The organism is Dictyoglomus sp. DH (genome assembly GCF_055181375.1).
In genome coordinates, this window is the sequence record NZ_CM143706.1 from 1,183,715 (window position 1) to 1,201,274 (window position 17,560).

The 17,560-nt window shown below is 31.6% G+C and carries 17 protein-coding genes and 1 pseudogene; 17 read left to right on the forward strand and 1 reads right to left on the reverse strand.

Features of this window, described 5'->3' with window-relative positions; translation table 11 throughout:
• Positions 1–3 precede the first annotated feature (3 nt).
• The 16 genes from ACY3JJ_RS05795 to holA all read left to right on the forward strand — a co-directional run bounded on the left by ACY3JJ_RS05795 (position 4) and on the right by holA (position 15,356).
• On the forward strand, positions 4–2,646 hold the full coding sequence (locus ACY3JJ_RS05795; RefSeq protein ID WP_463091194.1) for a valine--tRNA ligase: 2,643 nt from the start codon (positions 4–6) through the stop codon (positions 2,644–2,646).
• A gap of 34 nt (positions 2,647–2,680) precedes the next feature.
• Positions 2,681–3,994, forward strand: a complete 1,314-nt coding sequence (gene rsxC, locus ACY3JJ_RS05800; RefSeq protein WP_463091195.1) for an electron transport complex subunit RsxC — start codon at positions 2,681–2,683, stop codon at positions 3,992–3,994.
• 18 nt (positions 3,995–4,012) lie between these two features.
• Positions 4,013–4,984: an RnfABCDGE type electron transport complex subunit D gene (locus tag ACY3JJ_RS05805; RefSeq protein ID WP_463091196.1), complete on the forward strand. Its 972-nt coding sequence runs from the start codon at positions 4,013–4,015 to the stop codon at positions 4,982–4,984.
• Complete coding sequence (locus tag ACY3JJ_RS05810; RefSeq protein WP_463091197.1) at positions 4,981–5,517, forward strand: RnfABCDGE type electron transport complex subunit G; 537 nt, start codon at positions 4,981–4,983, stop codon at positions 5,515–5,517. The genes ACY3JJ_RS05805 and ACY3JJ_RS05810 overlap by 4 nt, the downstream gene beginning before the upstream one ends.
• Positions 5,518–5,529: 12 nt before the next feature.
• Positions 5,530–6,126: an electron transport complex subunit RsxE gene (gene rsxE, locus ACY3JJ_RS05815; RefSeq protein ID WP_463091198.1), complete on the forward strand. Its 597-nt coding sequence runs from the start codon at positions 5,530–5,532 to the stop codon at positions 6,124–6,126.
• Positions 6,127–6,130: 4 nt separating this feature from the next.
• Positions 6,131–6,718, forward strand: a complete 588-nt coding sequence (rsxA, locus tag ACY3JJ_RS05820; RefSeq protein WP_463091199.1) for an electron transport complex subunit RsxA — start codon at positions 6,131–6,133, stop codon at positions 6,716–6,718.
• Between the two features lie 15 nt (positions 6,719–6,733).
• On the forward strand, positions 6,734–7,534 hold the full coding sequence (locus ACY3JJ_RS05825; RefSeq protein WP_463091200.1) for an RnfABCDGE type electron transport complex subunit B: 801 nt from the start codon (positions 6,734–6,736) through the stop codon (positions 7,532–7,534).
• Positions 7,498–8,502 carry an FAD:protein FMN transferase gene (locus tag ACY3JJ_RS05830; protein WP_463091201.1) on the forward strand — a complete coding sequence of 335 codons (1,005 nt, stop codon included), beginning with the start codon at positions 7,498–7,500 and terminating at the stop codon, positions 8,500–8,502. Before ACY3JJ_RS05825 ends, ACY3JJ_RS05830 begins: the two co-directional genes overlap by 37 nt.
• Positions 8,499–9,026, forward strand: coding sequence for a Gx transporter family protein (locus tag ACY3JJ_RS05835; protein WP_463091202.1), 528 nt, complete (start codon positions 8,499–8,501; stop codon positions 9,024–9,026). The genes ACY3JJ_RS05830 and ACY3JJ_RS05835 overlap by 4 nt, the downstream gene beginning before the upstream one ends.
• On the forward strand, positions 9,023–9,268 hold the full coding sequence (locus tag ACY3JJ_RS05840) for a DUF4321 domain-containing protein (protein WP_463091203.1): 246 nt from the start codon (positions 9,023–9,025) through the stop codon (positions 9,266–9,268). The genes ACY3JJ_RS05835 and ACY3JJ_RS05840 overlap by 4 nt, the downstream gene beginning before the upstream one ends.
• A gap of 15 nt (positions 9,269–9,283) precedes the next feature.
• Positions 9,284–10,093 (forward strand): permease-like cell division protein FtsX, encoded by an 810-nt coding sequence (locus tag ACY3JJ_RS05845; protein WP_463091204.1) that lies wholly within the window; start codon positions 9,284–9,286, stop codon positions 10,091–10,093.
• Positions 10,090–11,220, forward strand: coding sequence for a murein hydrolase activator EnvC family protein (locus ACY3JJ_RS05850; protein WP_463091205.1), 1,131 nt, complete (start codon positions 10,090–10,092; stop codon positions 11,218–11,220). Before ACY3JJ_RS05845 ends, ACY3JJ_RS05850 begins: the two co-directional genes overlap by 4 nt.
• Before the next feature lie 28 nt (positions 11,221–11,248).
• A complete protein-coding gene (locus tag ACY3JJ_RS05855) occupies positions 11,249–12,502 on the forward strand; it encodes a S41 family peptidase (RefSeq protein WP_463091206.1) in 1,254 nt (417 codons plus the stop codon).
• Entirely contained in the window at positions 12,503–13,060 is a 558-nt protein-coding gene (locus ACY3JJ_RS05860; RefSeq protein ID WP_463091207.1) for a helix-hairpin-helix domain-containing protein, read from the forward strand.
• A 174-nt stretch (positions 13,061–13,234) separates the two neighbouring features.
• The gene (locus ACY3JJ_RS05865; protein ID WP_463091208.1) at positions 13,235–14,392 is read left to right on the forward strand and encodes a ComEC/Rec2 family competence protein; all 1,158 of its coding nucleotides are present in this window, start codon (positions 13,235–13,237) and stop codon (positions 14,390–14,392) included.
• A complete protein-coding gene (gene holA, locus ACY3JJ_RS05870; protein ID WP_463091209.1) occupies positions 14,373–15,356 on the forward strand; it encodes a DNA polymerase III subunit delta in 984 nt (327 codons plus the stop codon). Before ACY3JJ_RS05865 ends, holA begins: the two co-directional genes overlap by 20 nt.
• On the opposite strand, the pseudogene rpsT reads toward holA, so the two are convergent.
• A pseudogene (gene rpsT, locus ACY3JJ_RS05875) lies at positions 15,333–15,621 on the reverse strand (30S ribosomal protein S20). The gene holA and the pseudogene rpsT overlap by 24 nt on opposite strands.
• 132 nt (positions 15,622–15,753) lie before the next feature.
• On the opposite strand from rpsT, the gene lepA reads away from it, so the two are divergent.
• Positions 15,754–17,556, forward strand: a complete 1,803-nt coding sequence (lepA, locus tag ACY3JJ_RS05880; RefSeq protein WP_463091210.1) for a translation elongation factor 4 — start codon at positions 15,754–15,756, stop codon at positions 17,554–17,556.
• Positions 17,557–17,560 lie beyond the last annotated feature (4 nt).

Genomic DNA, 17,560 nt, shown 5'->3' on the forward strand with positions numbered 1-17,560 from the left:
TTTATGAAAGAGGAGATGGCTTCTGTTTATTCCTTTTTGGATGTGGAGAAAAAATGGTATGATTATTGGCTAAATAAGGATTATTTTCATGCAGAAGTGGATGACTCAAAAAAACCCTTCTGTATAGTATTGCCACCCCCAAATATTACAGGTTCTTTACATTTAGGCCATGCTTTAAACGCGACTATTCAGGATATCTTGATTAGATGGAGAAGAATGCAAGGTTATAATGCATTATGGATTCCAGGCACTGATCATGCAGGCATTGCAACCCAAATGGTAGTAGAAAGAGAACTTTTAAAAGAGGGAAAAAGCAGATGGGATTTAGGCAGAGAAAAATTTTTGGAAAAGGTATGGGACTGGAAGGAAAAATATGGAAATACTATTGTAGAGCAGTTAAAGAAACTTGGGGTTTCATGTGATTGGAAAAGATTTAGATTTACCATGGATGAAGTATATTCAAAAGCTGTAATTAAGGCTTTTGTTGAGCTTTATAAAAAGGGATATATATATAGAGGAGAAAGAATAATAAATTGGTGTCCTCGTTGTAGAACTGCTATTTCTGATTTGGAAGTCAGATATATAGAAGAGTCCTCCTATTTATGGTACATAAAATATCCTTTCTATGATGAAGAAGGTTATATAGTTATAGCAACTGCAAGACCTGAAACCATGTTAGGTGATACTGCTGTAGCTGTTAATCCAGAAGATGAGAGATATAAGAATCTTATTGGGAAAAAAGTTATTCTACCATTAGTAGGAAGAGTAATCCCTATTATTGGCGATGAGACAGTAGATCCTGACTTTGGTACTGGTGCTTTAAAGGTTACTCCAGCTCATGATGCTGATGATTTTGAGATAGGTAAAAAACATAGTTTGGATTTTATATCTGTGATTGATGAAAAAGGATTTATGAATGAAAATGCTGGTAAATATAAAGGACTTAGTGTTTTAGAATGTAGAAAGAAAATAGAGGAAGATTTAGAAAAAGAAGGATTTCTTTTAAAGAAAGAAGTATATGTTCATGATATTGCCACTTGTGATAGATGTGGTACTCCCATAGAACCTATGATATCTAAACAATGGTTTATGAAAATGGATAATTTAGCAAATCCCGCCATATTAGCAGTTGAGGAAGGTAAAGTGAAATTTATTCCTGATAGGTGGAAGAAAGTTTACTTTGATTGGATGTATAACATTAGAGATTGGTGTTTATCAAGACAGTTATGGTGGGGGCATAGAATTCCCGCTTGGTATTGTAACGATTGTGGCCATATAAATGTGGCTGAAAAATCTCCTGATAAATGTGAGAATTGTAGTTCGTCTAATCTAAAACAAGATGATGATGTATTAGATACATGGTTTAGTTCTGCTTTATGGCCTCTTGGTACTTTAGGATGGCCAGAAGATACAGAAGATCTTAAATATTTCTATCCTACTTCTGTATTAAGTACGGCAAGAGATATTATCAATCTCTGGGTTGCCCGAATGATTATGATGGGGCTTGAGTTTAAAAATGATGTGCCTTTCTACCATGTATATGTTCATCCAACAGTACTTACAAGAGAAGGAAAACGTATGAGTAAATCGAAGGGAACAGGTGTAGATCCCTTAGATTTAATCAATAAATATGGTGCAGATGTTACAAGATTTGGCCTTGCTATTCAGTGTACTGAAATGCAAGATTTGAGGTTTCATGAAGAGAATTTTGAAAACACAAGAAATTTTACTAATAAAATATGGAATGCTTCCAGATTTGTAATATCAAATTTGGAAGATAGAAAATATTCAGAAGTAAAATTAGAATACCATCTCTTATCTTTATCAGATAAATGGATATTGAGCAGGCTTCAAAAAGAGATTAAAGAGGTAACAGATCATTTAGAGAATTATAGATTTAGTGAATATGTAAAAACTATATATAATTTCTTTTGGAATGAATTTTGTGACTGGTATATTGAGATGGTAAAACCCAGATTATCTCAAAAAGAGGATCCAGAAAGTAGGTTAGTTTCTCAAACTATTCTTTGGAAGGTGTTAAGTGATAATCTGAAACTTCTTCATCCTGTAATGCCTTTTATTACTGAAGAGATTTGGCATAAACTACCAGAAAACAGCGAGAGTATAATGATCTCATCTTGGCCTATCTCTGATGATACCTTTATTGATGAAAAAGCAGAAAAGGATATGGAATTTATTATGGAGTCAATCAGAACAATTCGAGCAATTAGATCTGAATTCAATATCTCTCCCTCTGATGTTATAAAAGTAGATTTTTACACCCTTGATAAAGATAAGGAGATTTTACTTCTCGGTAATTCTGGTTATTTTGCTACGCTTGCAAAAGCAGAAATTAATAAAGTTGACGAAAAGAAAGATGTTAAAAATGTAGTACATAAAGTCTTAGAAGGTGTTGATTTATATGTAAATCTAAAGGGTTTAATTGATATAACAAAAGAAAAAGAGAGAATAAAGAAAGAATTAGAGGAAGCATTAAATATAAAGAAGAAAATTGAAGAAAGACTTTCCAACGAGGAGTTTCTAAGAAAAGCCCCAGAAAATGTGGTAGAAAAGGAGAAAGAGAAATTAGAAAGTATTAATAGAAAGATAAGGAGCTTAGAAGAAAGTTTTAATACATTAGAGTAGTTAAGTAGTTTAAAAATTAAACAGGGAGGTCATTATGAAAATATATGGCTTTAAAGGTGGTGTACATCCCCCTGAAAAAAAGGAATTATCAAAAGATGTACCAATAACAAAAATTCCTCTCCCTGAAAGATTACTTATTCTTACAATTCAGCATACAGGAGCTCCTACAACCCCTCTTGTTAAAGCTAAAGACTACGTATTTAAAGGACAAAAAATTGGAGATGCGCAGGCTTTTGTTACGGCTCCTATTCATGCTCCAACTTCAGGAACTGTAAAAAGAATTGCACTTTTCCCTCATCCCAATGGAAGAAATGTTTTGGGTATTGAGATAGAGCCAGATGGCAAAGAAGAGATTTTTCCAGATATTCCCAGAGATTTATCATGGCAAAATCTTTCACCTGACGAGATTAAAAAGAGAATTAGAGAGGCTGGTATTGTTGGACTCGGAGGTGCTGCTTTTCCTACCCATGTTAAGATATCACCTCCACCAGAGAAAAAGATAGATACGGTTATTCTCAATGGAGCAGAGTGTGAACCGTACTTGACTATAGACTATAGGCTTATGTTAGAGAAACCTCAACTAATTATAGAAGGGTTGAGGATATTGATGTATGCATTAGGAGTTAAGAAGGGAATTATTGGTATTGAGAATAACAAGAAGGATGCAGCGGAAGTTTTGAGAAAATATATAGATAGGGATATAGAAATTGCTATTTTACCCACGAAATATCCTCAAGGTTCTGAAAAGCAGCTCATAAAGGCTATTTTAGATAGAGAAGTTCCCTCTGGAGGTCTTCCTTTAGATGTAGGGGTAGTTGTTAATAATGTGGGAACAGCAGTAGCTATTGCTGAACATTTTAAAACAGGCCTTCCTTTAATATCTCGTGGAGTAACAGTTACAGGTGAGAATATTAATTCTCCTAAAAATTTAGAGGTTTTGATAGGTGCTCCTGTATCAAAACTTATTGAGGCTGCAGGAGGATTTAGAGAAAAGCCAGGAAAGATTATATTTGGTGGACCTATGATGGGTATAGCTATTTATGATATGGATACACCAGTTATTAAAGGTACATCAGGTGTGGTTGTTTTTTCTGAGAAGGAAACAAAATATTATGAACCTGTGGAATGTGTAAGATGTGGAAGATGTATTGATGTTTGTCCTATGGGATTAATGCCTACCATATTAGCTAAATATGTAAGAAGAGGTAAACTAATAGAGGCGGAGGAGTTAGGAATATTAGATTGTGTAGAATGTGGTTCTTGTAATTATATATGTCCTTCCAGAAGGCCACTTCTTCAATGGATAAGAGTAGGTAAAACGGATATCTTAGCAAAGAAAAGAAAGTAAAGGGAGGCATAACCAGTTATGAAGTCAGAGGTGGATAAATTAATAGTTTCTTCATCGCCTCATATTTTTGTTAAAGAAGATGTTTCATATGCGATGAGGCAAGTAATTTATGCACTAATACCTGCTACTCTTGCAGGTGTTTATTTTTTTGGTTTGTATTCTTTATTGGTTATATTAGTAAGTATAATTTCAGCAGTTTTATGGGAAGCTTTTGCTCTTATTTTGAGGAAAAAGCCATTAAATATACTTTTAGATTTTAGTGCTGTAGTTACAGGGCTTCTTCTTGCTCTTACTTTACCTCCTAAGGTTCCATTATGGATTCCTATGGTGGGATCTGGTGCAGCTATTCTTCTTGGAAAGCAGGTTTTTGGGGGATTGGGTGATAATTTTTTAAATCCTGCCTTAGTTGGAAGAGCCTTTCTCCTCTCTTCCTATCCTCAAATAATGACCTCATGGATGGAACCTATTCATAAAATTGGAGGCATAGTTTCACAAGCATCTCCCCTTACTTCTACTGCTACCCCTCTTGCTGTAGAAAAACTTAAACTTACTGGTTATCAAATACCCTCATATTTTCATCTTTTTATTGGTGATATTCCAGGATGTATAGGAGAAACTTCTGCCTTATTATTGCTTTTAGGTGGTCTCTACCTTATTTATAAAGAAATAGTGGATTGGAGAATACCACTTTCATATATTTCAACGGTTATTATAATTTCCCTTTTATTCGGGAAAGACCCTATTTTTCAAATATTAGCTGGAGGACTTTTTTTAGGTGCTTTCTTTATGGCTACTGATTGGGTAACAACCCCTCTTACAACAAAAGGTAAAATTATTTTTGGAGTAGGAGCAGGTTTCTTTACAATGGTTATAAGATTATTTGGTATTTATCCAGAAGGAGTATCTTATGGAATTCTTGTTATGAATGCTTTGACTCCTCTTATAGATAGAACCTTAAGACCTCGCAAATTTGGAGAGGTGAGAAAATGAAACAGATATTAAGATATGGATTAATCCTTTTTTTGGTATGTAGTATATCGGCTGGTGTTTTAGCCTTTACATATGAAAACACTCAGAGAGTAATTGAGAGCAATAGAAAAAAAGAAAAAGAAAGAATTTTAAAGGAAATAATTCCAGAGGCAACAGATTTCAAAAAAGTCGAGAATCCTCCAGAATCTGATAGTAATTTAGTAAAAATAACCGAAGTATATATTGCTTATAAAGGAAATGAAAAAACTGGAACTGTTTGGGAAGTAACATCAAAGGGGTATAGTAGTGATATTTTGATGATCATTGGTACAAATAAGGAAGGTAAAATTTCCCACATAACTATACTTTCTCAACAAGAAACACCAGGCCTTGGGACTGAAATTGTTAAGGATAGTTTTTTAAATCAGTTTATAGGAAGAGATACCCCAAATTTAGAAGTAAAAAAGAATGTTACTCCTGTGTCAGGAGCAACTATCTCCTCTTCTGCGATTGTGAGAGCTGTAAATGAGGTTCTGAAACACAAAAACTTTTAGGGGGGAAGAAAAATGAAAAAGCTATGGATATATATAAGAAATGGTATTTTTAAAGAGAATCCTGTTTTGATATTAATGATAGGTCTGTGTTCTGTACTTGCTGTTTCTGTTAGTGTACAAAATGCAATTGGAATGGGACTTGCTTTTACCTTTGTTATGGTTTTTTCTAATTTGTTTGTATCTCTTTTAAGAAAATTTACACCTCATGACATAAGAATACCTATTTTTATTGTAGTTATTGGTACTTTTACTACCATTGTTGATCTTGTTATATCTGCTTATTTTCCAGAACTTTATAAGGCTTTAGGTATTTTTATTCCATTAATTGTGGTAAATTGCATAATAATTGGTAGAGCTGAGGCTTTTGCTTATAAACACTCAGTAATGGAATCTATTGCTGATGGGATAGGAATAAGTATAGGTTATATATGGGCTATAGTAGCCTTAGGAGCTATAAGAGAATTCTTGGGATCAGGAACTTTTTGGAATATAAATATTATTCCAAGTTTTCAGCCAACTAAGGTTTTTATAATGCCTCCTGGAGCTTTTTGGGGAATAGGATTGTTGATAGGAATATTGAAATGGGTAGATAGTAAAATTAGGAGGTAATAACATGGGATATATTGGAAAACTATTTCTTCTTTTTCTATCTGCTTCCTTTATCAATAATATTGTTTTTATGAGATTTTTAGCTTTATGTCCTTTTGTAGGTATGAGTTCTTTTCTTGAAACATCTATTGGCATGGGTGTTGCTGTGGCTTTTGTTATGACTATGGCATCGGTGGTTACATTTTTCATTTATTATTATATTCTTATTCCCTTTAATTTAATTTTTCTAAGAACCATATCTTTTATATTAGTGATTGCAGTTTTAGTACAACTTGTGGAGATGTTTATAAAAAAGACTTCTCCATCTCTTTATAAGGCTATGGGTATTTATTTACCATTAATAACTACAAATTGTGCCATATTAGGTGTTACGCTTTTAAATATAAACTATCAGCATAATCTTATTGAATCTATTATTTATTCATTGGGTGTCTCTCTTGGCTTTACAATTGCCTTAGTACTTCTTGCAACCATAAGAGAGAGGTTATCTTTTTCAGATATACCTAAATTTTGGCAAGGATATCCTATTGTTTTTATAACCGCTGGCCTATTGGCATTAATTTTTCTTGGATTCCAAGGACTTGCTCATTAAAGAGGAGGAAATTATATGGAATTAATAATAATATCAATCTTAGTATTAGGAGGGATTGGTTTTCTTTTTGGCTTAGGTTTAGCAGTAGCAGGTGAGAAATTTAAGGTAGAGGTTGATCCTCGTATTTCTCAGATTATGTCGGTTTTACCGGGGGGAAATTGTGGTGCGTGTGGTTATACAGGGTGTGAGGCTTGTGCTATAGCGATTTTAGAGGGTAGAGCACCTATTACTGCTTGTATTGTAGGAGGAGATAAAGTAGCGAAAGAAATTGCAAAGATTATGGGAGCTAATGAAGAAGTTAGTCTTGTGAAACAGGTATCTTTCCTTACATGTCAAGGAGGCAAAGGAATTGCTCAGGAAAGGTTTATATATAAAGGAGTAGAAACCTGTAAAGCAGCAAATTTGGTTCAAGGAGGTTATAAAGGTTGTCCTACTGGATGTTTAGGATATGGTGATTGTGTTAGAGCTTGTCCTTTTGATGCTATACATATGGGAGATGATGGTCTACCTAAAATTGATGTGAATAAATGTACTGGATGTGGTTTGTGTGTGAAAGCATGTCCAAGAGGTATTTTAACTTTATTACCTGTTAATATCCCTTTACTTCTTGGTTGTATAACAGAACTTCCAGGACCTGATGCAAGAAAGGTATGTTCTCATGCATGTATTGGATGTGGTATTTGTGAAAAGGTATGCCCTAAAGGAGCAATTAAGATGGATGGTAGATTTCCAGTTATAAATTATGACCTTTGTGATGGTTGTGGAATCTGTGTAGAAAAATGTCCAACAAAGGCGCTTATATTATTAAAGCGTTAATTATATTGTCTATATTAATTTTCTTTATTTTCTTGGTTAGAAGTTATCAAGGGAATAGGGAAGCTTCTTATATTGGTATTTTAATGGATACTTTTGTTGATATAAGAATCTGGGGGAAAGACAGTTATAGAGCTCTTAATGAATCTTGGGCTTTAATAGAAAATTTGAGTAAAAAAATTGACAGGTTCAACCCATATAGTGAAATAAGTAAGATCAATAAAAATGCTGGAAATTATGTTGAAATTTCTTATGACATTGTAGACATTATAAAAAAGGCTAAATATTTTGCTCAGATTACAAACGGTTATTTTGATCCAACAATAGCTCCTCTCATGAGGATTTGGGGATTTTATGATAAAAATTACAGAGTTCCTGACAAAAAAGAGATTGAAGATAAACTTCAATGTGTGAATTATAGAAAAATTCATATAAAAGGAAACAAAGTTATGATAGAAAAGGGAATGGAAATAGATTTGGGGGGTATTGCTAAAGGATATTTAATGGATAAAATATTTGAGGTTTTGAGAAAATATTCTATAGATAGGGCTGTTTTGAATTTTGGAGGACAAGTTGGAGTTTATGGAAGAACTCAGAAAGGAACTCTTTGGGAAGTAAGTATCAAGCATCCCCGTAAAGATCAAGGTTTTATTGGAAGAGTATGGATAAAAGAAGGTTCTGTTTCTACTTCGGGAGATTATGAAAGATTTTTTATTAAAGACAATGAGAGATATTGTCATATAATTAATCCTAAAAATGGATATCCATCAAACTCCGTTATAAGTGTTAGTGTGATAAGTAAAAGTGGAACAGAAGCTGATGCTTTATCAACAGCTTTTTTTGTTTTAGGTAAAGATGCCATATCTTTGTGGAAAGAAAAATTTTCTTACTTAGGCTTAGTTATTGTTTTTCCAAATTTAAATGTATGGTATTCTCCTAATCTGGAATTTAAAGTGGAGAGTAAAAAGTGAAAAGGATAAAGGAAAATAAAGTTGTTTATATTACTACCTTAGGTTTAATGATATCCTTAGCTTGTGTTCTCTATTATTTTGAAAGTACTTTTATCTCTCCCTTTCTTTTTCTACCAGGTGGAAAAGTTGGAATTGCAAATTTAGTTCCCTTAGTTGCTATTTATACCGTAGGTATAAAAGAGGCTATAATTATAACTGTACTTAGAGTTATAATAGTTAATATAATTATGGGAAGATTTTTAGATATCTCTTTTTATTTAGGGTTTTTTGGTGGATTGATAAGTAATCTTTTTATGGGTTTTTTTTCAAAAACCTCAATAAGTGTTATAAATAATAGCATTATAGGAGCGATTATTCATAATATGACCCAACTTTTTATAGTTGCCTTTTTCATTTTTCATAAGGGTATTTTTTACTATGCTCCATTCCTTATCATTTTTGGGTTTTTAGCAGGTCTTTTTAATGGAATAGTAGGGGGGTATCTAATAAAATATATTAAAAACTATTTAGGGGGTGACCTATGAGAAGAAATAAAATGTCTACAAAACTTCTGATCTTTCTTATTGTTCTGGGACTAATTGTGGGTGGAGTTATTGCTGAGGCATTTGGAGATAAGTTAGAATTTTTAAAGAAGGGATTAAATATTGGCTTTTCCCCAGTTACTCTTAACATGTATTTTCTTACTTTCACATTAGGATTTGATTTAAAAATTAATTTGGGTGGAGCCTTAGGAGTATTAATTGTGTTGCTTTTTTATAATATTTAGAGTTATAATTTAACTATGGGTAGTAGAGATTTTATAGAGGGGTTAAAAAACAAAGGTTTTTTTGTCTTTATAGGGTTTTTTATACTCTATATACTTTTATTGTTTTTGATTGTTTTTATTACTTCTATGAATGGATCTCTAAATCTTTGGGCAGAGAAAATAAAAATTTATGCTTTTGTAAATCCCAAAACTTCTGATTTTGATATAGTTAAATTATTGACAGATCTAAAATCTAATTTTCATTTTAAGGAAGCAACTTATATAACCCAGAAGGAGGCCTGGGAAAAGCTAAAGGAAGTTGTAGGAAGAGAGAATGATATTTTTGCTTGGGGATCACCTGATTCTTTGCCTAAAACTATCGAAATAATTCCATCTTTATTAGAAAATATACATGATATTATAAGGTATCTTCTTAATTATAACTTTGTTGAAGATGTAAGATATCCTGAAGAAATGGTTACTCAATGGTATAATTTGCAGGGCTTAGTGGATACCATTAAAAAGATTTTTACATACTTAGGTAGTTTGTCTTTTCTTTTATTGTCTGTTGAACTACTTACTCATACTCATCTTGCTTATCCCATATTTTCAGTACCGTCTCAAATAATGGAGAATATAATAATAACAACAATTTCCTTTTTTTCTGCATTGGCTTCCATATGTTTCTTGGGGAACATTTTTAAAGATCATATATCAACAATACTTCCTTATTTCTCTTATGTATTTGATTTAAAACACATCTTGATATGGACTTTTTATTTTGTAATATCCAACGTAATTATTAGTTTTACTTCTGCCTTAATAAGCTTTCAGAGACTTAGATGAGAGGGATAATTGCAATAACAGTTGTCCTATCACTATTATTAGTACCCATATTTACATGGGGTAACATAGATAATACTATACTTCAAAAACAAAAGGAATTGCAGAAAAAAAGAGAGCAAATAAATAGTTTAAAGATACAAGTTAAAAATTTAGAAAAGAAGGAATTGAATATTGTTCAAGAAATAAGCAAAATTGATATGGATCTTGATAAAGCAGAAAGAGATCTTAGTATTGCGGAAACGAAACTTAGAGAAGCTCAAGCAAAATTGGTGGTATTATCAACACAATTAAGTATAATGCAAAGAAATTTGAGATATAGAAGTTTAAACTACAAAGAATCCTTAGGTGATATTTTTAAAACTATACAATCTAAGATACATTTAGATATTATCTTTACACAGGATGTATTTGCCTCTATTGCTGTTCCATATTATTTGAAGATATTAATGAAGAAAGAAGTAAATAGACTACAAAGTATTGATAAACAATGTAAAGATATAGATAAGAAGAAAAAAGAATGGGAGGCTGAAAAAAGGAAGGTTGAACTTTTAGTGAAGGATATATCAGAAAGAAAAAGATATATAGAAGCAAAGAAGAAAGAAAGGGAAGCCTTTCTTCAGAAAATTAGGGAGCAGAAAAGGTATCAGCAACAAGTAATTGCAACCTTAGAGCGAGAGTCAAAGGAGATTGAGAATTTGATAAAGAAATTGGCATCTTCTAAAATTCAAAAAGCTAAAAAAGGATACCTCTCTTGGCCTGTTATTGGGAGTGTTACTTCTGGATTTGGTATGAGAAGACATCCTATACTTGGAGGAGCTCCTCTTTTCCATACTGGTATAGATATTTCAGCAGATTATGGAACACCTATAAGAGCGGTAGCTTCTGGTAGAGTTATTTTTGCAGGATGGTATGGCGGATATGGAAATATGATAATAATAGATCATGGGGGTAATATATCTACTGTTTATGGGCATTTATCAAGAATAGCTGTAAGATCTGGAGAAGAAATTTCTGAAGGTGATATAATTGGATATGTAGGAAGTACAGGTTTAAGTACAGGTCCCCACTTACATTTTGAGGTGAGAGTAAATGGTGAACCTGTAGATCCAATGAATTGGTTAAAATAATAGGAAGTTATAAATAAAGGAGGAAAGAATGAGATTTAAAAAGAGAATTTTAATACTTACTTTCATTGCTTTAATAGCTGTATTTTTAATCTCTAAATTAAATATGGCTAAGGATTCTATTGATGACATTATTACAAGTATTAGGGTTTTTATTGAAACTGTTTATTATGTAAGAAATGCGTATATTGAGAAAAATTTAGACAATAAGAAATTAGAGTATGAAGCAATAAGAGGATATTTAAAGGCTTTAGATGATCCATATACCGAATTTTTTGATCCAAAAGCTTTTAGGACCTTTACAGAGGATATACAGGGTTCTTTTGGTGGGGTTGGAATGAGGCTTGAGTCTAAAGACGGAAAAATTTTAGTTGTATCACCAATAGAAGGAACACCAGCTTTTAAGGCAGGTATAAAACCTGGGGATCAGATAGTAGAAGTGGATGGACAAAGTGTGGTTGATAAACCTTTAGATCTTGTGGTTTCTATGATTAGAGGGGAGATAGGTAAAGAGGTAAAAATAAAAATATATAGAGAATCAGAGAAGAAATATTATGAGTTTGTTTTAAAGAGAGCGCTTATAGAAGTGCCTGTTGTGGAATATAAGGTTTTAGATAATAATATTGGATATATAAGATTTTATGAATTTACTCAAAACTCACCTCAAAAATTATCTGATGCATTTAGAGCATTGGAGAAGAAAGTAAGCGGAGTAATATTAGATCTTAGAAATAACCCAGGGGGAGATTTAAAAGCTGCAGTTACTATAGCAAGTTTCTTTATTTCCGAAAATGATCAAGTAAAAACTATTATTAAAGATAATAATACATCTAAAACATTTGATACAAAAGGTATAATTGTTTATAGACAGGATAGGGATAAAAGATTATATGGAGAGAAAGTAGTAAAAGGAACATATAAATGGAATAAGCCTTTAATAGTTCTTGTTAATAGGTATTCTGCAAGTGCATCTGAGATTTTGTCAGGAGCTATAAATGACTATAATAAAGGTATATTAGTAGGAGAGAAAACTTTTGGTAAAGGAGTAGTTCAAACAATTTTCACTCTTTCAGATGGGTCAGCTGTTAAAATAACTACAGAAAAATATTTACTTCCATCAGGTAGAGATATAAATAAAGAAGGTATAGTTCCAGAGGTATTAGTAGAGATGGCCCCAGAGAGTGTGGGTAGGGATAATGATATTCAGCTAAATAGAGCTATGGAAATATTGAAAAAGAATATCTCTCTTTTGAGGGATAAAACTAAATTAGTATTAAGAAAATAGATGTTTGATAAAAAAGAAAAAATAATTATCATAATTTTTGTATGTTTAGTTATTGTTTTTACTGTATTTAACTTATTTGGAAAGGAACAAAAAATATTAGAAGAAGATGTAGATAGTTTTATAGTAGTACATGTGGCAGGAGAAGTTAAGATTCCTGGGGTGTATAAATTACGAGATGGAGCAAGGGTTATTGATGCTATAAATGTGGCAGGTGGTCCCTTACCCTCTGCTGATTTAGATAAGCTTAACCTTGCAGATTATTTGAAAGACGCATCAAAAATAAACGTTCCTTCCAAAGTCCAGTGCTTAAATTCAGTCATATCTTCTAAAGAAGAATTAAGAACTTCGGTTGGTATTTCAACTAATGATAAGATTAATATAAATACTGCTTCCAAACAACAACTTGAAACTTTACCTGGAATTGGGCCTACCCTTGCTCAAAGAATAATTGATTATAGAAATGAACACGGATTATTTACTTCTTATGATGATCTATTAAATGTTAAGGGAATAGGAGAAAAGAAACTTGAAAAATTAAAAGATAAAATTACTTGGTGACCTTTGGGAATACCTTATTCATTTATTTTTTTAATAAGTTATGTGGTAGGAATAATTATATCCAAATATCATTTTAGTTTTGGAATACCCTTTTTTATTCTTGTTTCTTTCATCTTTTTAAGGAAAAGATTTTTACTTATTTTCTTATCTTTGTTTTTTTTCTTTCTTGGATCTTTGTTATATAAGGTATCATCACCTCAATATGAACTTTTTCATAAAAAATATCATGAGATTTATGCAGAGGTAAAAGATGTGAGATTTACCCAAAAATATATACAATATGTTATAAAAGCAGATATTAGTAAGGAAGAATTTATTATGTCTGTTGGTAAAAGTGTCAGATATGAAGTGGGAGATGTACTTCTTTTAAGAGGAGTAGAATATTATCCATTAGAAAATAATAATATTTGGAGTGAAAGTTTTATATATAAAATAAAGGTTAAGGAGATGCAATTAGTCGGACATAGATACCAAGATAGATTTAAACTTCTAAGGTTAAAATTTAAAAAATATGTTGATCACATTTTGGGTTTTTTTAGTGATGATAAAAAAGAATTTATCAAGGCTATTACAATTGGAGAGAAATTAGGACTAAATAAAGATATAAAAGAGATATTTTCTGAAACTGGTACTTCTCATTTGTTAGCAATTTCAGGTTTACATGTTTCTTTGTTAATAGGAATTTTTATTAACTTTTTACCTTTTAGGAAAGTATTAAGCAGAATTATTTTTCTTCCCATACTTATTTTTTATGGTTATGTTATTGGAGATAATCCACCTATATGGAGAGTTATAGGGGAATATATCTTTCTACTTTTAGCTTTTCTTTTTAGACGTGAAGAAGATACTTTGAACGCAGTTTTCTGGGTTGCATTGATTAATCTTATAATATTTCCGTTAAAGCTTTTTAATTTAAGCTTTCAACTTTCTTATCTTTCCATGTTAGGTCTTCTGTATAAGCCTCAATTTCCTAAGTTTTTACCAAAATTTTTTCAGGAAATTTGGGAAAGTTCTTTTTGGTTAATGATATTTTTATCTCCTATTTATCTTTACTATTTTAAAAAAATTTCTTTTATCTCAATTCTTTCAAATATTTTTTCAATTCCCATATTCTATATTATTTTAATTCTTAGTTTTTTGTTATTTTTCATTAATATTTATCCAATTAATCATATTTTTGTAAAACTATTATCTATTTTGATTGATATTCTGATAAATGGTTTGCAATTCATTCTTTCTCATTATAAAATTAGTCTTGTAATTTCCTTATTTCTTGTCTTTTTACCAATAATTATGAGGAAAAGGGAGGATTATGAATTACTGGGAGTTTAGGCATTCATTAAAAGAAAGGAAGTTTTCTCCTGTTTATCTTTTTATAGGGGAAGAAAAATTTTTAATGGAAGAAGCTTTATTGGAACTTAAGAAAGTGAGATTTAAAGAATTTAACTATGTGGCCTTTTTTGGAGATGAAATAAATTGGAATGACCTTCTCCCATATTTAGAATCACCTCCGCTTTTGGGGAATCAATTTATTGTAGTCAGGCATGCCCAAGACCTTAAAGATCAAAATATTCCAAAAAAATTGGAGATTTTATTTAGAAAAATGACTAATACTTGTTTAGTTTTTATGGCTAATGCTGAAGAAGAAAAACCCAAAAAGATTTCTTTTTCAAAAATGATACCCCCAGAAGGAGTTGTAGAGTTTACTAAATTTAGGGCTGACGCTTTGAGAAAATGGATAAAGGAAAAATTTCAAGAGAGGGGTAAAAATATCGATGATGAAAGCATATATTTTCTATCATCTTATTATTCTGAAAATATAGGTTTACTTATTCAAGAGATTGAGAAAGTGTGTATTTTTGCTATAGATAAAAAGGATATCACAATTGATGTTTTAAAGAGATTACTCTCTCCTGTGGAGATAGCCTTTTATACTTTTTTAGATGCTATTTTGAGGAGAGATTTCTATCTTGCTTTGTCTGGAATTGATACTTTATTTAATGAAGGAACATATCCTCAAGTCATATTGGAAATCCTTATTAGACAAATGAGACAACTTCTAAGAGCAAATGCATTATTTAAAGATGGGTATTCAAGTGAAGAGATTAGGGAAAAACTTGGTTTACACCCCTTTGTAGTAAAAAAGCTTTTAGATTCATTAACAAAATACTCTGCCGCAGAAATTTTTGAGATATATCTTCTTCTGCGGCAGACTGATTTAGAGTTTAAGACTACAACTAAAGATCCAAGAGTACTTTTGGAAAAAGTAGTACTAAAAATTGGAGCTAAGATTTGACGGCAAGTTTTTCGTTAAGAAGCTTCATGAGTTTTGATTTCTTTCTTGCTGCAGTATTTTTATGAAGAGTTCCTTTTTGTGCTGCTTTGTCTATTGCACTTATTACTTCTGGAAGGATTTTTTTGGCTTCTTCTATTTTATTTTCTTTGAGGAGATTAAGAAACTGTTTTGTATAAAATTTAATTTTTCCAAGTCTTACACGATTTCTAATTCTGTTTCTTTCACTTATCTTTATTCTTTTAATTGCAGATTTTGTATTTGCCATATTCCTTTTCCCTCTCCTTTATAAAAATTTTTGATTTAACAGTGTGAATTATACCATAAAATTAAAATAGTTCAAAAGATTTTACAAAATGTTATATAATCAAAAATATGGCAAAGATTGGGAGGAGGATTTATGCGAGATATAACTAAGATAAGAAATTTTAGCATTATTGCACATGTAGATCATGGTAAATCTACATTAGCTGACAGACTTTTAGAGTTTACAGGAGCTATAGATAAGAGAAAGATGAGAGATCAATTATTAGATACTCTGGAAATTGAAAGAGAAAGGGGAATCACTGTAAAAGCTCAAGCGGTAAGGTTTTTTTATAAGGCAAAGGATGGAGAAAACTATGAATTCAATTTAATTGACACACCTGGTCATGTGGACTTTACTTATGAAGTATCAAGGAGTTTGGCGGCTTGTGAAGGTGCAATTTTAGTTGTAGATGCCTCTCAAGGAATAGAAGCCCAAACGATAAACAATCTTCTTCTTGCCCTTGAGAATAATCTGACCATAATTCCTGTTATAAATAAGATAGATCTTCCAAATACAGAACCTCAAAAGGTAGCTGAAGAGATCAAGGAACTTCTTGGGAGTGATTATATAGGAGAAACTTTTTTTGTAAGTGCTAAGGAAGGCTGGGGAATTGAGGAATTATTGGAAGGTATTGTTAAGTATATACCACATCCAAAGGGAGATATTAATGATCCTTTAAAAGCATTGATTTTTGATGCTAAATATGATCCATATAGAGGTGTTGTAGTATATGTAAGAGTCTTTAGCGGAATGGTAAAGGTAAGTGATAAAATAAAATTTATGTCTAATAACGTGGAATATGAGGTGCAAGAAGTAGGAGTATTTACTCCTGATATGGTAAAGGTGGAAAGTCTTCTTTCAGGAGAAGTTGGATATATTATTGCTAATATAAAGAATATTTCAGAGGCCAGAGTAGGAGATACAATTACAAAAACTGATAATCCAGCAAATTTACCTTTGCCTGGTTATAGAAAATTACAACCTATGGTTTTTTGTGGTGTATATCCAATTGATAATGAAGATTATGAGAAATTAAGGGATGCCTTACAAAAACTAAGTCTAAATGATGCTTCTTTATATTATGAACCTGAAAGTTCGCCTGCTCTTGGTTTTGGTTTTAGATGTGGTTTTTTGGGACTTTTACATTTGGAAATTATACAGGAAAGATTAGAAAGAGAGTTTGATTTAAATATAATTACTACTGTACCTTCTGTAGCTTATGAAGTAATTACGAAAAAAGGAGAGAAAAAAATTATTCAGAATCCTTTGGATTTACCTCCTCAATATGAAATCTCTGAGTTTAGAGAACCATTTGTAATAGCAAGCATTGTAACACCTAATGAATATCTTGGGTCGGTTATGGAATTGATTGATAGAAGAAGAGGAGAATTTAAGGGTATGGAATATCTTACTACTAATCGTGTGTTAATTACTGCTGAGATCCCCCTCTCTGAGATTATAACTGACTTTTTCAATATATTAAAATCGGTTACCCGTGGGTATGGATCATTAAGTTATGAGCTGATTGGTTATAAAAATAGTGAGTTAGTAAAATTAGATGTGTATATCAACGGAAAACCTGTAGATGCACTTTCTCTTATCGTACATAAAGAAAAGGCTTATGAAGAAGCGAGAAAATTGGCACAGAAATTGAGAGAAGTTATACCACGTCAACTTTTTGAGGTAGTAATACAAGTGGGTATTGGGAGTAAGATTATAGCTCGTGAAGAGATAAAGCCTTTAAGAAAAAATGTTCTTCAAAAATGTTACGGTGGTGATGTAACAAGGAAAAAGAAACTATTAGAAAAGCAAAAGGAAGGTAAGAAGAGAATGAAGAAAATAGGTCATGTAGAAATACCTCAAGAAGCTTTCTGGACTGTGTTAAAGAGGGATTAGGAAT

What these genes read in the sequence shown, in the direction of transcription:
- ACY3JJ_RS05795 (WP_463091194.1), top strand. Translation starts at nt 4, where the DNA reads ATGAAAGAGGAGATGGCTTCTGTTTATTCCTTTTTGGATGTGGAGAAA.
- rsxC (WP_463091195.1), top strand. Translation starts at nt 2,681, where the DNA reads ATGAAAATATATGGCTTTAAAGGTGGTGTACATCCCCCTGAAAAAAAG.
- ACY3JJ_RS05805 (WP_463091196.1), top strand. Translation starts at nt 4,013, where the DNA reads ATGAAGTCAGAGGTGGATAAATTAATAGTTTCTTCATCGCCTCATATT.
- ACY3JJ_RS05810 (WP_463091197.1), top strand. Translation starts at nt 4,981, where the DNA reads ATGAAACAGATATTAAGATATGGATTAATCCTTTTTTTGGTATGTAGT.
- rsxE (WP_463091198.1), top strand. Translation starts at nt 5,530, where the DNA reads ATGAAAAAGCTATGGATATATATAAGAAATGGTATTTTTAAAGAGAAT.
- rsxA (WP_463091199.1), top strand. Translation starts at nt 6,131, where the DNA reads ATGGGATATATTGGAAAACTATTTCTTCTTTTTCTATCTGCTTCCTTT.
- ACY3JJ_RS05825 (WP_463091200.1), top strand. Translation starts at nt 6,734, where the DNA reads ATGGAATTAATAATAATATCAATCTTAGTATTAGGAGGGATTGGTTTT.
- ACY3JJ_RS05830 (WP_463091201.1), top strand. Translation starts at nt 7,498, where the DNA reads ATGTCCAACAAAGGCGCTTATATTATTAAAGCGTTAATTATATTGTCT.
- ACY3JJ_RS05840 (WP_463091203.1), top strand. Translation starts at nt 9,023, where the DNA reads ATGAGAAGAAATAAAATGTCTACAAAACTTCTGATCTTTCTTATTGTT.
- ACY3JJ_RS05845 (WP_463091204.1), top strand. Translation starts at nt 9,284, where the DNA reads ATGGGTAGTAGAGATTTTATAGAGGGGTTAAAAAACAAAGGTTTTTTT.
- ACY3JJ_RS05850 (WP_463091205.1), top strand. Translation starts at nt 10,090, where the DNA reads ATGAGAGGGATAATTGCAATAACAGTTGTCCTATCACTATTATTAGTA.
- ACY3JJ_RS05855 (WP_463091206.1), top strand. Translation starts at nt 11,249, where the DNA reads ATGAGATTTAAAAAGAGAATTTTAATACTTACTTTCATTGCTTTAATA.
- ACY3JJ_RS05860 (WP_463091207.1), top strand. Translation starts at nt 12,503, where the DNA reads ATGTTTGATAAAAAAGAAAAAATAATTATCATAATTTTTGTATGTTTA.
- holA (WP_463091209.1), top strand. Translation starts at nt 14,373, where the DNA reads ATGAATTACTGGGAGTTTAGGCATTCATTAAAAGAAAGGAAGTTTTCT.
- lepA (WP_463091210.1), top strand. Translation starts at nt 15,754, where the DNA reads ATGCGAGATATAACTAAGATAAGAAATTTTAGCATTATTGCACATGTA.